General features: G+C 31.7%; 18 protein-coding genes. 6 read left to right on the plus strand and 12 right to left on the minus strand.

The window, feature by feature from the left end:
* Nucleotides 1-65: 65 nt before the first annotated feature.
* From LPB87_RS12925 to LPB87_RS12975, 11 genes are all read right to left on the minus strand, one after another.
* Entirely contained in the window at nt 66-626 is a 561-nt protein-coding gene (locus LPB87_RS12925; RefSeq protein WP_129539390.1) for a helix-turn-helix domain-containing protein, read from the minus strand.
* Nucleotides 626-1,489: a DUF3347 domain-containing protein gene (locus tag LPB87_RS12930; protein WP_230728159.1), complete on the minus strand. Its 864-nt coding sequence runs from the start codon at nt 1,487-1,489 to the stop codon at nt 626-628. Before LPB87_RS12930 ends, LPB87_RS12925 begins: the two co-directional genes overlap by 1 nt.
* Nucleotides 1,490-1,611: 122 nt before the next feature.
* Nucleotides 1,612-1,980 carry a hypothetical protein gene (locus LPB87_RS12935; RefSeq protein WP_230728160.1) on the minus strand — a complete coding sequence of 123 codons (369 nt, stop codon included), beginning with the start codon at nt 1,978-1,980 and terminating at the stop codon, nt 1,612-1,614.
* 380 nt (nt 1,981-2,360) lie between these two features.
* Nucleotides 2,361-3,620 (minus strand): Y-family DNA polymerase, encoded by a 1,260-nt coding sequence (locus LPB87_RS12940; RefSeq protein WP_230728161.1) that lies wholly within the window; start codon nt 3,618-3,620, stop codon nt 2,361-2,363.
* Between the two features lie 186 nt (nt 3,621-3,806).
* Nucleotides 3,807-4,259, minus strand: a complete 453-nt coding sequence (umuD, locus tag LPB87_RS12945) for a translesion error-prone DNA polymerase V autoproteolytic subunit (protein WP_230728162.1) — start codon at nt 4,257-4,259, stop codon at nt 3,807-3,809.
* A gap of 76 nt (nt 4,260-4,335) precedes the next feature.
* Complete coding sequence (locus LPB87_RS12950) at nt 4,336-4,950, minus strand: HPP family protein (RefSeq protein ID WP_129539394.1); 615 nt, start codon at nt 4,948-4,950, stop codon at nt 4,336-4,338.
* 7 nt (nt 4,951-4,957) lie between these two features.
* A complete protein-coding gene (locus LPB87_RS12955; protein ID WP_129539395.1) occupies nt 4,958-6,235 on the minus strand; it encodes a chloride channel protein in 1,278 nt (425 codons plus the stop codon).
* Between the two features lie 117 nt (nt 6,236-6,352).
* Nucleotides 6,353-6,742: a VOC family protein gene (locus LPB87_RS12960; RefSeq protein ID WP_230728163.1), complete on the minus strand. Its 390-nt coding sequence runs from the start codon at nt 6,740-6,742 to the stop codon at nt 6,353-6,355.
* Complete coding sequence (locus LPB87_RS12965) at nt 6,742-7,317, minus strand: sugar O-acetyltransferase (protein ID WP_230728164.1); 576 nt, start codon at nt 7,315-7,317, stop codon at nt 6,742-6,744. Before LPB87_RS12965 ends, LPB87_RS12960 begins: the two co-directional genes overlap by 1 nt.
* Before the next feature lie 46 nt (nt 7,318-7,363).
* Complete coding sequence (locus LPB87_RS12970; protein ID WP_230728165.1) at nt 7,364-7,933, minus strand: sugar O-acetyltransferase; 570 nt, start codon at nt 7,931-7,933, stop codon at nt 7,364-7,366.
* A gap of 55 nt (nt 7,934-7,988) precedes the next feature.
* The gene (locus tag LPB87_RS12975) at nt 7,989-8,447 is read right to left on the minus strand and encodes a DinB family protein (protein WP_230728166.1); all 459 of its coding nucleotides are present in this window, start codon (nt 8,445-8,447) and stop codon (nt 7,989-7,991) included.
* 139 nt (nt 8,448-8,586) lie between these two features.
* On the opposite strand from LPB87_RS12975, the gene LPB87_RS12980 reads away from it, so the two are divergent.
* From LPB87_RS12980 to LPB87_RS13010, 6 genes are all read left to right on the plus strand, one after another.
* Entirely contained in the window at nt 8,587-10,794 is a 2,208-nt protein-coding gene (locus LPB87_RS12980) for a TonB-dependent receptor (RefSeq protein ID WP_230728167.1), read from the plus strand.
* 313 nt (nt 10,795-11,107) lie between these two features.
* Nucleotides 11,108-11,728: a hypothetical protein gene (locus LPB87_RS12985; RefSeq protein WP_129539400.1), complete on the plus strand. Its 621-nt coding sequence runs from the start codon at nt 11,108-11,110 to the stop codon at nt 11,726-11,728.
* Nucleotides 11,729-11,763: 35 nt separating this feature from the next.
* On the plus strand, nt 11,764-13,098 hold the full coding sequence (locus LPB87_RS12990; protein ID WP_129539401.1) for a 2TM domain-containing protein: 1,335 nt from the start codon (nt 11,764-11,766) through the stop codon (nt 13,096-13,098).
* Nucleotides 13,099-13,100: 2 nt separating this feature from the next.
* Nucleotides 13,101-13,736 carry a 2TM domain-containing protein gene (locus LPB87_RS20780; RefSeq protein ID WP_347349723.1) on the plus strand — a complete coding sequence of 212 codons (636 nt, stop codon included), beginning with the start codon at nt 13,101-13,103 and terminating at the stop codon, nt 13,734-13,736.
* Nucleotides 13,737-13,759: 23 nt separating this feature from the next.
* Nucleotides 13,760-14,119, plus strand: coding sequence for a 2TM domain-containing protein (locus tag LPB87_RS13005; RefSeq protein WP_230728168.1), 360 nt, complete (start codon nt 13,760-13,762; stop codon nt 14,117-14,119).
* A 96-nt stretch (nt 14,120-14,215) separates the two neighbouring features.
* Complete coding sequence (locus LPB87_RS13010) at nt 14,216-14,983, plus strand: LytTR family DNA-binding domain-containing protein (RefSeq protein ID WP_230728169.1); 768 nt, start codon at nt 14,216-14,218, stop codon at nt 14,981-14,983.
* 263 nt (nt 14,984-15,246) lie between these two features.
* Here LPB87_RS13010 and LPB87_RS13015 read toward each other — a convergent pair whose 3' ends face one another.
* Nucleotides 15,247-16,023: a CDP-alcohol phosphatidyltransferase family protein gene (locus LPB87_RS13015; protein ID WP_230728170.1), complete on the minus strand. Its 777-nt coding sequence runs from the start codon at nt 16,021-16,023 to the stop codon at nt 15,247-15,249.
* Nucleotides 16,024-16,069: the final 46 nt, after the last annotated feature.

The raw sequence follows: 16,069 nt of genomic DNA on the forward strand, positions 1-16,069 counted from the left end.
TTTTAACAAATTTCTAAAATATTGCTTTTATAAGCTTGTACAATTTTGGTAATGATTTATAAGATTTACAAATCCTCTATTTGTTTGCGTTTTTTATTCTTTAACTGTTTATAATAACTTGGAGAAAATCCAGTCACTTTTTTGAATTGATTACTCAAATGTGCCACACTACTATATTGAAGCTGAAAAGCAATTTCGCTTAAGCTTTGCTCATTGTATATAAGCAACTCTTTTACCTTTTCTATTTTTTGAGAAATAAAATATTTTTCAATAGTTGTCCCTTCTACTTCTGTAAAAAGATTGCTTAACGAGTTATAGTCGTGTTGCAATTCATTTGATAAATAATGAGATAAATTGGTAGTAAGATCATTATTCCTATGATGTACCAAATCGATAATCAAGACTTTAGTTTTCTCGATAATTTTATTTTTTTTATCACCAATAAGTTCAAATCCTAAAGAATGCAAGACTTCTACCAAATTCTCTTTTAAAGAATCTATTTCTGTTTCTTGTATTTCTACTTCTCCTAATTCTACTGTAACTGGATGAAGCCCGAGTTTTTCCAACTCCGACTTCACAACCATTTTACAGCGGCTACAAACCATGTTTTTAATGTATAACTTCATTATTTGATAGTTTCTACAGTACTTCCACAGCTCAGCATTTTCGAACCATAATATGGATTCTTAATAGCACTTTCTTTACTCAACCAATTGGCACCTTTACCATTATTTGCCATTGGGCAAAACTGATAATAGGTTGGTGTTTCTTCTTTTGAAACTTTTAATAAAGCATATACGTTTTTAGATAATGTTCCAAAATGATCTCTTTGATGCGTTGTATCTTTTGTATCAGCAATATGTTCGGCATCTTCTTTTAAACTTTTTAAAACTTTCATCCAAACCATATGTACTTCCATTGGTAAACTTTCCATTTTTACTCCATTTATAGCTGTAACTAATGTTTTAGCTTTCGCCGAAGCTGTAGCTCCATCTGTTTTTACCAATGCATCTTTGATTCCAAAATAAGCCTCAAAAACTGGGTTTAAAGCTTTCTCTTTTAAATCAACATCTGAAGAAGTCATATTGTGGTTTGAATGCATATCATGATTCATTTTCTTTGCAGGAGGAACCATTGCCATTTTTTTAGTATTTCGCTCATATTGACAGCATTCAGGAAGTTTTGCATAAACATCATTTGGTGCTAAAAATTCATTGCTGTCATACCCTGCTAACGCAACACGCTTTAAAATCTCCTCTTTATTTGTTTTGGTTGCATCGTAGGTAAGCGTTGCCATTTTAGTATTTTCATTCCAATCTACTTCGGCAATATTTTTTAAGTTCCCTGCCTTTTCAATTACTTTTTTACACATCTCGCAGTTACCAAATATTTTTACTGTTTCAGTTTTTGCATTTTTTATTTTTGCATCACACGCAGTGAATGATAGCAATGCAACGACCGCTACCAATAAAGTTTTTATTGATTTCATTTTTCTATGATTTATATAACAAGAGTTCGCAAACTCTTGTACGTTATTTAATATTGTTTTTTTTTGAACACCTAAAGTTAACGTTTTCTAGTAGACGCACTTATGGCTGTCACAGAAAACTTTTAGCTTATTTTTGGTGGGGACCAAATCGTATAAAAACCTGAAGATAAAGCATCTTCATGAGCATCGAAAAATTGTTTTTTATTAGAAAAATTAAAACAATTCAATGTAATTTCCTCTTGTTTTTCAGAACTAAGTACCGAAATAACCGTAACACAACGGCAATTAGAATGGCTGCATTTATCACCACAACCTTCTTTTCCTTTTTTATTGGATTGAGAACCACAACATCCATCAGTTGACTTTGTCTGCGATTTTTCAGTTGTATGTTTCTTTTTTTCAGATTTCATACCACACGCTTCTGCTTGTATTGGCATCAAAAAGAGACCAAACAAGAAAATAAAAAAGAATATGTGAGTTTTTGAAATCATCTAAAATTTTGAAAACCAAAGATACAATATATTTTTTTTAATGATCAAATTATGGAGTGCTGTGAAAATGGAGTGCGGATAACACGGATTTACCAAAGCAAAGACGCGGATAAAAACGGTTTTTTTCTCACAAACTTGTCTTTCTGAGGAACGAAGACACGAGCGATAGCGAACTGGCGAAGCAATCTTCGCAAGAAACTAAAACAAAGTAGCTCTAGATTGTCGAGCTGTTCCTCAGAAAGACAATATTATGGTTATATTTTGATTGATTCATTTAAGAAAATCCGTATTTATCAGCGTTTTCGCGATAGCGAATCTGCGTCATCCACGTTCCCTTTTTCTAGACAATCAAAGATAAACCCAATTTATACTAACAAAAATCACACTTCAATTGTGATAACGTCTTTGAGTTTTGTTGAAAATTTTGGAGATAATCTATCTTGTTTCATTTTCCATTGTCGCCCTAATGATTGTACTCCAAATTTAACTTTGTTATCTCCAAAACTCAAATTCATTTTATCGATAACACTCATCAATGGCTGATGTTTTGGATTGGATGTATTAAATAAATTAAGTTGGGTTTCATCATTTGGCGTTAAGCCCATAACAACAACTCCTGCTCTTTTATATGAATATCCTGTTTTATAAATCTCCTTTAATCCCTTTTGAGCTGCTTGATTCAACTCGATTGTTGAATTCGTTGGGAAATCTGTATTTATAGTAATACTACGGGAATATTGCGATTGATCGTTTGCCAAATAATTCGTCTGTATAAAAACGGTTACCATATTGCAATGACAGTTCTGGCGTCTCAATTTCTCAGCACACGAAGCTGTAAAAGTGCTTACTCGTTCTGAAATTTCGTCGTAAGTGGCATATTTAGTTTCGAACGAACGCGTGGTTGCAATCATTTTTTTGTTTCGAGGCCCTTCTAAATCAAGTGTTGGTTTCCCCTCTAAATCATGTTTTAGGCGAAGTCCTACCACTGCCATTTCTTTACGTACCCAAGCATCAGATAATTGTGTGAATTGATATGCTGTTAAGATGTTTTTTTGTTTCAAGCGTTTTGCGTGCTTTCTACCTATTCCCCAAACATCTTCTATTTTTGTCCACTTTAATGCTTTGATTCTTTTTTCTTCAGTATCGATTATGTAAACATTCTGAGTTCTTTCGGCAAATTTTCTTGCAATTTTATTAGCTACTTTAGCCAAAGCTTTTGTTGGTGCAAAGCCTATACTTACAGGAATCCCAGTGCCTTTTGTAACTTTTTTTCGAATACTGATTCCCATCTCATTAAAATCGAACAATTCAAAACCAGTAAATTTTAAAAAAGCTTCATCGATGCTATATAATTCGATATCGGGAGTATAAGTTCTAAGCAAATTCATTACCCGATTACTCATGTCTCCATACAATGCATAATTAGATGAATACACATAAATATTCTTCTCTTTGAAAAGTGCTTCAAATTTAAATGCGGGTGCTCCCATCGGAACTCCTGCTAATTTAGCTTCATCAGAACGCGCAATAACACAACCATCATTATTAGAAAGGATAACTACTGGTTTTCCTATCAAATGTGGTTCGAATACCCTTTGGCAAGAGGCATAAAAATTATTACAATCAACTAAAGCGAACATTTTATATTATATGAGATTATTTTTTTTTTGCAGAACCTCTGTTTGTGTTTAGACATACTGCAGAGCGTCTCTACAATTCCTAGATTATGTATTTTTCTTAACTACGAATTTTTACTAATATATCTTTGTCAAAGTTTTTAATTTTGACAAAGATTGTAATCCATAAACTTGTCATTCTAAGAAAAATTAAAACGATTTTATCGAATGAATTACGATTCCCCAAATTAAAAGTTCATTTTCTGAGGTTACCTTTATCGGTTCATAATCTTCATTTTCGGCAATAAGCCAAACCGTATCTTTTTCAATTTTAATACGTTTTACAGTAAATTTTCCATCAACTTGACAAACTGCAATTTTATTATTTTGAGGTTCTAGACTTTTATCTATAATCAATAAATCACCATCATTGATTCCGACATCTTTCATAGAATGCCCTTTTACTTTGGCAAAAAAAGTAGTGTCTTTGTTTTTAATAAATTCTTTATTGAGATCTATTGTTAACTCAATAAAATCATCAGCTGGAGATGGAAATCCAGCACTAATTCCCACATCAAAAAAAGGGATTTCTAATTTTGATGAATAATCAGGAATGTAAAATTCTAAAGTTGTATCGTCGTTATCTAAGCTTCGTAATTTCATAGCTTCACAAAATTACGGAAGTTATATTTTGCTGTTACTATTTAGTACTAAATAGTTATCAACGTCCATCTATTTTTTAATTATTTGGAGATATTTTCTTGCTTAATCTTTTTCTGAATTTATGATACGTATTATGGTATTTATTGTGGCTTGGATATTTACGATAGGAAGTAAGGTTATTAAAGATTAGGGCCACAACAAGTAATATTATAACTCCTGTTAATACTGGTGAGAAAACATACCAATATCCCATGTCTTTCATCTGGCTAGAGCCAGTCACTGCTATAAGTGCGGTTGCCCCTCCTGGTGGATGTAATGTTTTGGTTATTTGCATACAAACAATAGAAAGCGATACGGCCAAAGGCGCTGTAATCCAGATAATGTCTGGTGCTAATTGCTGTACTGTTACTCCTATAAATGCTGAAATAACATGACCGCCAACAAGGTTACGTGGTTGCGAAAACGGGCTTCTAACTTCTCCATAAACCAAAACACTCGAAGCTCCAAATGATCCGATTAAATACACTAAATCTGAACCTGTAAAATGTTGTGTTTGCACAAAAGCAATTAATCCGATACCAACAAATGAGCCTACAAATGACCAGAATATCTCCTTAGAATTAATTAAAGTTTCTTTGTAAAGTATGTATCTTGTTTTGCGGTAGCTTCTTTTTATTTTGTCAACACCCATAAATTATTTATTTTGATATGCTTGGTAAAAATGTATAAACAGTATGCGGATAAATCATTTTTGCTGTGTACTTAGAGATCAAGCAAACAACTAAGATTGGTAAAAATAATGTGTAATCATTCGTTAGTCCGCAAACTAAGAAGATTGCAGTAAATGGTGCATGAATACTAGCACTTAAAACAGCAGCCATACCAATTACCATAAAATTTAAAGGAATAACCTGTGCGTTAAAAAATGTATTTAAAACAGATGCTAAAAGCAATCCTAAAAAGGCTCCTATAAAAAGGCTCGGTGCAAAAACACCACCATCGCCACCAGAAGCTAAAGTTATAGAAGTAACAATAGGTTTTAAGATCAGAATACTAATAAACGTTAATGTCAATGTAAGTGTTAACGGAATTGCCGAATTTCTAAAAATTCCATTTATGGCGTGATAGCCTTCTCCATAAAGCTGTGGAAATACAAATAAAGAAACACTCAATACAATTGAGCCTAAAATGATTTTATAATAATGTGTTTCTATTTTAGAGAACTGTCCTTTAAAAAATAAGACACAACGGGTTAAATAAACCGAATTGATTCCTGCCAAAATACCTAAAAGGATAAAATATGGAATCGCTTTTAAATGCCAAGTTGTGATTGTTACAGCAAATAATGGTCCTTCATTTAAAACTGTTATTAACCCAAAAGCTATCGAAACTGCAATTAAATTGGAGATTAAAAAAGCTCTCGTTACTTTTCTTGAAATTACTTCGATTGCAAATAAAATCCCCGCAATCGGACTACTAAATAATGCTGTAACTCCTGCTGCAACTCCTGCACAAATTAATTCGGTTTTGTACTGACGAAAAACATTTTCTTTTTGTTGCGCTACCGAACCAATAGCTGCAGTTGCCACGACTGTAGAAACTTCAATCCCAGTTGATCCTCCAAAAATAACGGTCAATAAACCATTAATAAAGTGCGATGGAATTTTATAAATCGGTAAGTTTTTAGACTTAGATTGCGTGCTTTCAAAAACTTCTTTAATCCCTTTGTTTTCTTTTTTCTTGAATAAATATTGACGAAGAAAATAAATTATCGAAAGTCCAAAAACTGGAAAAACAACATAAAAAATTGGATTTACAGTAGCTTGATGAAAAAATATTTCTTCGTAATACTCCGTTATTTTCTTGAGAGAAATTCCTAAAAATGCAGAGAGAAAACCAATTAAAATAGAAACAATAACTAATTTTCGAAATTTAATAAATTGATGATTCTTTTTGATTTTCGCCGTTTTGTTCATCAGAAGTTTGAAGTTTAAACTCACTTTTAATAAGTGGTTTGCAAATTTAAAGAAATAGAACCATAATCGTTTTAAATTATAGCAATATTGCTTTTTTTTAACAGTAACGTAAGAAAATTACCTTTCGTAAAACTCTATTGGTAAATCATCTGGATCTGCTATAAAAGTAAATCGTTTATCTGTAAACTCATCCACTCGAATTGCTTCACAATCGATATTTTTTGATATTAAAAATGATACAGTCTCATCTAAATTCGAAACTTCAAAAGCCAAATGCCGTAAGCCTGTTGCTTCTGGTCTCGAAGTCCGTGCTGGTGGATTTGGAAACGAAAATAGTTCAATAACATAATTTCCGTTTAAAGCTAAATCAAGCTTATACGACTGACGTTCTTCGCGATAAACTTCTCTGATTATAGTTAAACCTAGAATCTCTGTATAAAACAATTTGGACTTGTCATAATCACTACAAATGATGGCAATATGATGAACTTTATTTAGTGAAAGCATTAGTTATTATTTTCTGATTCTTGATTTAATTTTCGGATAACTTTTGCCGGATTTCCAACTGCAAGTGAATTATCAGGAATGTCTTTTGTAACAACCGACCCAGCACCAATAACACATCCATTTCCAATGGTTACTCCAGGGCAAATTACCGAGTTTCCTCCAATCCAGCAATCATCCCCAATTGTAACTCCTTCTGCAAAGTGCAGTGTTTTTCTTGTTTCAGCATCAAGCGGATGGGTGGCTGTATAAATTTGAACATTTGGAGCCAACATCACATTTGAACCAATATTTATAGGAGCACAATCTAAAATAACACAATTTACATTAAAATAAACGTTATCTCCACAATTAATATTATAGCCATAGTCACAAAAAAAAGGCGGTTCTATGTAAAAATTTTCGCCAGTATTAGGAATTAATTCAGCAATTATTTTTCTTGCTTTTTTGGTAACACGATACTCAGTAATATTTAAGCGATGTAATAGTTTTTTTGCATTTGTTCTGTCTTTTCTCAGGTCAGGATGGCCTGCAATGTAGTATTCTCCTGCGATCATTTTTTCTCTTTCAGTTTTCATAATAAGGCAATATAATTGTATATAGTATTGATAATTAATTGATTTTCTATTCTTCAGATTTAAGATTTAATTTTCTAATCACTTTAGCTGGATTCCCAACTGCCAGGGAATTATCTGGAATATCTTTTGTCACAACAGATCCTGCTCCTATTACACAACCTTTTCCAATAGTCACTCCTGGACATATTACTGAGTTTCCTCCAATCCAGCAATCATCTCCTATAGAAATTGGTAACGCATTTTCGAGTATTTTTCTTAATTCGGCGTTAAGCGGATGCGTAGCCGTATAAATTTGAACATTAGGTGCGAAAAACACATTTGATCCAATATGAACTGGAGCGCAATCTAGAACAACGCAGTTTACATTAAAATACACATTGTCACCACAAGAAATATTATATCCATAATCACAATGAAAGGGTGGCTCTATATAAAACCCCTCACCTACATTTGGAATTAATTCTTCTAAAATCAGCTTAGCTTTTTTAGTCAAACAGTATTCGGTTACATTCAAACGATGTAATAAATTTTTAGCTTTTCTGCGTTCTTTTACTAAAATCGGATCTCCCGCTAAATAGTAATCTCCTGCAATCATTTTTTCCTTTTCAGTTTTCATTAATAGTACTATATTTTTTTCTTATTATTTTTTTATATAAAATATTTCTTAAATCTTAAAGTAACTTTTTAAGAATAACTATTTGCCCCAAATGATACACATCGTGTTGGATAATTCCATGAATGTGCTCATAATAGGTATGTCCGTTACTTGGATATATTTTATCTAAATCAGAGTCATCAAAATCTTCTAAAAATGAATTCCAAAATTCTTGTGATTTTTCCAGACTTTGAAGTGATTGCTCCCAAGCCGCCTCAGAAGAATCCAAAATTGGCACAAAATAATTATGATCAGGAGTGATGACAGTTTCTCCCTGAACACGTCTTAAAATGTTTCTCCTCCATTGTATAAGATGATTGACAATTTCCCAAATCGTATTTAAATTAGGATTTATTTTTCTGTAAGCCTGCTCTGCACGCACATTTTTTAAAGTATCTACCAAAGTGACTTCTAGCCACGGATCGCCATTATAAATGGACTGATATAGATTCGAAATTCTTCTGTTTTCTGACATAATAAATCATTTTAAAACACATAAGCGAATATACAAATAAGTAATTTACAACTCATCCTTGAATTTCCACAATTGGGTTATTTAAAATTTTTTAACTAAAACTGGTAAAATACATTTGCTTTATCAAAATCAAAAAAAAATGAAAACCAAGTTTCAAAAATTAAATAAAAATGAACTATTATCAAAAAACCAATCGCTTTTTACAATAGCATTTTTACTAATAAGCTCGATACTATTTGCTCAAAATACTCTTTCTGGAAAAGTAGTAGATGCAAAAGGAAAACCAATTACAGGTGCTAACATCTATATAGATGGCACTTATGATGGAGCTACGAGTGCAGAAAACGGAGAATTCTCTTTTACTACTGAAACTAAAGGAAATCAAATATTAATAGTAAGTTTTTTAATTTACGAAACTTCAACCACATCAATAGATGTTGCCAATTATAAAAATCAAACCATAAAGCTAAAAGAAAACGTAAATTCATTAGACGCTGTTATTATCACTGCAGGAACAATGGAATCTGGAGATAAAGCTAGAGTTTCTGTTTTAAAACCTCTGGATATTGTTACCACTGCTGGATCTGCTGGAAATATTATTGCTGCTTTACAAACCTTGCCAGGAACTCAAAGTGTAGGCGAAGATGGTCGCTTATTTGTTCGTGGTGGAGAAGCAAGTGAAACACAAACATTTGTTGATGGCGTTAGAGTTTCTCAACCTTATGGAGCATCAGTACAAAATTTACCAACCCGTGGTCGTTTCTCTCCTTTCCTATTTAGTGGGATTGCTTTTTCTACAGGAGGTTATTCCGCAGAATATGGAGAAGCGCTATCTAGTGTATTGTTATTGAATACTCAGGACGAACCTGATCAAAATAAAACAGACATCGCCATGATGACTGTAGGATTAGGAGTTGGAAATACCCAGAAATGGAAAAAAAGTTCTTTGAGCGTAAATGTAAATTACATTAATCTAGCACCTTATCAAGCTGCAGTAAAGCAAGATGTAGATTGGAATAGACCGTATCAATCGCTATCTGGAGAGAGTGTCTATCGCTATCATTTTAAAAACGGAATTTTTAAATTATATACCGCTTTTGATACTTCTAAAATTGACCTTAACCAGAAAAACATAAATTTTGAAAATCCTATTCGAGTGAATTTAGTTAATAATAATTTTTACTTAAACACGGTTTATAATGGAACATTTGGCAGTAACTGGCAAATTACTTCAGGATTAAGTTATGGATATAGCAACAATAAAAAAGACATTGATCTAGCTCACATCAATGATGATGAAAACGCAGCTCACCTTAAATTAAAACTAAGAAAGAGTCTTTCAAACCGAGTAAAACTATCATTTGGTGCCGATTATTTTATTACTAAATACAGCGAAGATTTTCAGGATAATTTACCACCTACAATTACTAATGGGTACGACTCGAATATTGCTGCTATTTATGCAGAAACCGAAGTTTCTTTTTCTAGTAAACTAGCTGCAAAAGTTGGACTTAGAGCCTCTAATAACAGTTTACTCGATGAAACAGCATTAGCACCAAGAATTTCATTGGGATACAAAATAGCAAAAAACAGCCAGTTCTCAATTGCTTATGGAGACTTTACACAAACTCCTGTTGTAGATTATATCAAGTACTCTAAATACCATCAGTTTGAAAGTGAAAAAGCAGCTCACTATATTTTAAACTTTCAGTACAATAAAACAGGGCGTACTTTTAGAGCCGAAGCTTATTACAAGGATTACAGCAATCTTGTAAAATACGACACACAAACCATTCAATACAACTCTGTTTTTAGTAATGATGGTACTGGTTATGCTAAAGGATTGGATATCTTTTGGAGAGATAGCAAATTATATAAAAATCTAGAATACTGGATTTCCTACTCTTACATTGACACCAAAAGAGATTATAAAAATTTTCCAACTAGTGCTACTCCAGATTTTGTTGCTGACCAAACGTTATCTGTTGTGACCAAATATTTTGTTACAGATTGGAAATCTCAAATTAGTTTAACAAATAGTTTTAGTACTGGAAGACCATACAATAATCCAAATGAAACAAAATTTATGAACGGAAAAACAAAATCATATAATAGTTTGAGTCTTAGCTGGGCTTATTTATTGACTACTCAAAAGATTTTATACTTCTCTGTTTCGAATGTTTTAGGTACTCAAAATGTATTTGGTTATGATTATGCAAAAAATCCAGATGCGACTGGAACATACAATAGACAAGCCGTTACACCTACTGCAGATCGTTTTTTCTTTATTGGCTTCTTTTGGACTATTAGTCAAAATAAAAATGAAAATCAGTTGAAGAATTTATAGAAAGAGGTTCAAAGGTTTTCCTAGTATTGTGCTGAGAAGGTTCAAAGGGACAAAGGTTTCACCAATATTGTGAGGAAAAGATTCTGAGAAACTAAGTTCTCAGAACCTAAAAAACTTAGAAACTTAAAAAAAAACCTTTGTCCCTTTGAATCTCCTATTTAAACCTTTGAACCTTCCTTAAACAACTCATCCCTAAAATTCAACAACTCAGTAACATTAAATTTAAAGAAAATAAAATCTACAATACTTTTGAAGTATAAACTAACAAGTGTTTCAATCATCAAAAAATAACTAATCTTTAAAACCAGAAATCATGACAAAATTAATTATAGCGATTACATTATTCATTTGCAACATTTTAACTGCTCAAACACAATTTGAACAAGGAATGGGTAAAGCATTTGGGCTTTGGAAAGAAGGAAAAAACACAGAGGCATCTGATTTATTCGAAAGAATTGCTGCCGCCGAGAAAGCAAGCTGGTTACCCAATTATTATGTAGCATTAGTAAATACAACATCAGCATTTAAAACGCAAGACAAAACACAAATAGACTTATTACTTACTAAAGCACAAAATGCATTAAATGTTGAACTAACAAAAGACTCTAATAATGCTGAACTCTATGTTTTGCAAGCTTTAATTTATACTGCTTGGGTTGTAGCTGATCCTATGACCAACGGAATGAAATATTCTGCTAAGACTATGGAAATGTATGATAAAGCAGAAGCATTGGCTCCTGAGAATCCTAGAGTTGTTTTTGGGAAAGCCGATTTTCAATTGGGTGGCGCAAAATGGACAGGAATTGACACCAAACCTTTGTGCGCACAAGTTGACAAAGCTATTAGTCTTTTTGCTACTTTTAAACCTGAAACTCCTTTTTCTCCAAAATGGGGTTTAGACAGAGCACTTGAAGTTCAAAAGACTTGCAAATAAATAATTAAAAACAAATAATCTCTAAAAAACAAATAATGCATTTAAAACCGCACATAATTAAAGCTTTATTTATTGGTGTAACAATTTTTATAGTATCCTTCTTAATCAAATTCATCTCATTTGGAACCGAAGTCTTTACTCCTTATTTATTTACTGCTTTTTTATACTGCATGCTATATAGCACTGTATTATACATCGTTAACGCATCATTATTTGCTTTTTTAGACAAGGTATTCAAAGCCAATCCTTATTCTTTAAAACGTATAATTATTGGCTTTATCAGTTCTTTTTTCTGTTCGTTATTAGCCATATTTGTTCTCCGTATTTTTTTGAAAGTTATCATAGATAAACATTCAATAACCGAGTTTTTAGTTAATGAAGATTTAGCAAATTATATAGAGTCTTCTATTATTACTTTTATTGTATTAGTCGTTTTTCATGCCTTACACTTTTACAAAATATATAATGAGAACCGAGTTAAGGAACAAAAAATAATTGCCGGTACTGCTTCTGCAAAATTTGAAACTTTAAAAAACCAGATTGATCCACATTTTCTCTTTAATAGTTTAAATGTATTAAGTTCATTGATAGAAGAAAATCCAGAGAATGCTCAACGTTTTACAACCTCACTGTCGAAAATTTATCGTTACGTTTTAGAACAAAAAGACAAAGAACTTGTATCGGTAGAAGATGAATTAGCCTTTGCTAAAACATACATGAATTTATTAAAAATGCGCTTCGAGAATAGCTTGTTCTACGAATTACCAACTGAAGGTATTAATCCAGATGCAAAAGTAGTTCCCCTATCATTACAGCTTTTACTAGAAAATACCGTAAAACATAATGTAGTAAGCGAACAAAAACCATTACATATTCGAATATTTATCGAAAAGGATTATTTAGTCATTCAAAATGATTTTCAGAAAAAGGAAGTTTTGCAAGACCGCCAAGGTGTAGGATTGCAAAATATAGTAAATCGTTATGGTATTATTACCAATAGAAAAGTGTTGATTGAGCAAAATACAACAACATTTACTGTCAAAATACCTATTTTAACTAAACAAATTAGTTTCATGGAAACAACAACTGATTATAATGAAAACAATGCTTATTATAGAGCAAAAAAACGAGTTGAAGAACTTAAAGGTTTTTATGGGAATTTAATTTCTTATTGTTGTGTAATACCGTTTTTAGTTTTTATCAATTTAAAATTCTCTCCAGGATTTCAATGGTTTTGGTTCTCTGCTTTAGGATGGGGATTTGGATTAGCAATGCATGCTCTTAAAGTATTTGGATATAGCTCAAATTGGGAAGAAAGAAAAATTCAGGAAATCCTAAGAAAAGAAGAGAACAAACAAAATTGGAAATAATCATGGAGACAAATCGAAATGAACTTGACAAAAATGAGTTACGAGAACTGGCACGTAAAAAAGTAAAAAAAATTAAAGGGTTTTATCTGCATTTATTCTTTTACGCTCTCGGTCTTATAATTTATCTATTGAAAGTATATGCCGGAATACGATTTGATTTTTTCCCTTTAAAATACTTCAATAGTTTTGTAATGACAGTATGGACAATAGTATTTCTATCATTGACTGTTGATTTATTTCTTACTTATAGAATGTTTGGAAGAAATTGGGAAGAACAAAAATTGAATGCTATTCTAGAAAAAAAGCAGTCGATAAAAAATATAAAGACAGTAGATACATATCATAATAAATATGATGACTGTTATCTTGAAGCTAAAAAGACTGTAGAAAATATCAAAGGATTTTACGGCAACCTCATCTCTTATATTGTAGTAAACATTTTTTTACTCATCATTAACTTGGTTTATTCTCCTGAGTATTTATGGTTTTACTGGCCTTTAATGTGGTGGGGATTAGGAGTCGTAATTCATGGATTAAAAGTCTTTAGTGTCTTTCCTGTTTTTGCAAAAGACTGGCAGGAAAAAAAGATAAAAGAATTAATGGATAAGGAGAAATCTAGAAATGAGAAATGGCAATAATTTTTTAAATTAAATAAAATAAAATGGGACGATTTAGAAGGCAGCTATTTGACAATTATAGCAATTATAATGAGAACACAACAAATAACGAACGTTACAACATAGTTTACAGAAGAGTAAAAAGAATAAAAGGTTTCTACACACACTTAACCGTATATATTCTGGTAAACATATTTATTCTGATTCCTGAAACAAACCAAGGAATCTTTGGGAATGAAGAATTCTGGAGATGGGAAAACTTCTCAACAACTCTATTTTGGGGAATTGGTCTTGCTATACATGCATTATCGGTATTTGGAAAAGATCTTTTTTTTAGTGTAAACTGGGAAGACAGAAAAATAAAAGAATACATGGAAAAAGAAGCCAACAAAAAATGGGAATAATTTATCACATTTGTAACTAAACAAAAAGATTAAAATTCATTTCCAATTAAATTTTTACTACTACTTTTAACCAACCAAAACTATTGCCAAACCAAAATGAAAACAATAATCATAGAAGACGAAAAACCAGCCGCTCGGTTATTACAACGCAAACTTGATAAAATAGACGTTTCAGTAACTGTAATGCTTCACTCTGTTGTTGAAGCCATTGATTGGTTTTCTAAAAATGAACATCCTGATTTAATTTTTCTTGATATTCAATTATCTGACGGATTATCGTTTGAAATTTTTGAAAAAATAGATATTAAAAGTGCTGTGATTTTTACAACTGCTTATGATGAGTATGCCTTAAAAGCTTTTAAGCTCAATAGTATCGATTATCTCCTAAAACCAATAGACGAGGATGATTTAGATGTGGCAGTTGCTAAATTTAAATCTCGTTTACCAAAAACAGAAAACATTACTCAAAACATTGAAATTGATTTTGCACAGATCAAAAAGATGCTTTCAAATCCACTTGAAAAAGTTTATAAAAAAAGATTCACCGTTAAAGTTGGACAACATTTAAAAGTTATTGGAACGGATGAGATAGAATGTTTTTTTAGCGAAAACAAAGGAACTTATTTACACACTTACGATAATCGAAATTACTTAATAGATACAACCTTAGAAATTTTAGAGCAAGAACTTGATCCAAAAGATTTTTATCGTGTGAGTCGAAAATTTATCGTTCCACTTCCTGCTATCAAAGAAATTGTATTGTACAGTAATTCTCGTTTAAAAATAATCTTACCTACTTATAAAGAAGATGAGGTAATTGTAAGTCGTGAAAAAGTTTCTGATTTTAAAAACTGGATTGGCTAATTATAATAGTTTTTTTACCACTCCTGATAGCTATCGGGATAAAAAGAATTAAATAGATTTTAAACCCTTGCGTATCCTTTCGTGAACTTTGCGGTTAATTTAAAGAAGGTACAGAGGTTCATAGTTACAAAGGTTCAAAGGGTAAAACTTTGCCCTCTTTGCGTAAAAATTTGCGCTCTTTGCGGTTAATTTAAAGAAGGTACAGAGGTTCATAGCTACAAAGTTTCAAAGGGTAAAACTTTGCCCTCTTTGCGGTTAAATTACTATACTACAGGGTAAAAATACTTTCTAATTCCTATCATTACAAAGATCAAGACAGAGTAACCAATAAAAAAAGGAGCTATATATTCAATCCCATTCATTGCTAACATGAGTGCAATAAGCAATAACTGAAACCCTAAACCGTATAAAGAAACGAAGGTCATAAACCAGTTCGGAAATGTTTTAACCTTATACGCATCACTATCAAGTGTGTGGATTATTTTATCAAAAAGACCATACACAATTGTATAAACTTGATGCAAAAAAATAACTGATTTTTGGTTTTCTCCTGGTAAAGCTTTAGGAATTTTATCTTCGAAAATCTTACTGGTTCTATCTCCTCCTACTGATTTATTTCGCAGAATCACATAGTAATAATTGTATAATGTCCCTTGCAGTTGTATACACAAAAAAGCAAGAATTGTAATAGGCAGAGTCGTTTTAGAAACGTAACAGATACTTATTAAAAACCAGAAATTCAAAATAATATCAAATATGCTATCGAGATATCTTCCTGTATAAGATGGTGTGTTTTTTATACGTGCCAATTCTCCATCAGCAGCATCAATAATAGATTTTAATATTATAAAAAAACCTGCCCAATAAAAATACTTTTCCAGAATACAATAAATCGCAATCAACCCCGAAATTCCAAAAAGCAATGTTACATCAATAGGTGTAAATCGTGTGTTTTGTAACTTTTTTGCAAAAAACCTCCCTAAAGGTCTTCCATAATCTGATAAATCATAAAATTTATCTTGTGCTGCAAGTTTAGTCATCTATGTTTTTATAAACAAAAGAGTTGCGACAATATAGTCAGTTGTA

The sequence above is a fragment of the Flavobacterium sp. EDS genome, assembly GCF_020991525.1.
Taxonomy (GTDB): Bacteria; Bacteroidota; Bacteroidia; order Flavobacteriales; family Flavobacteriaceae; genus Flavobacterium.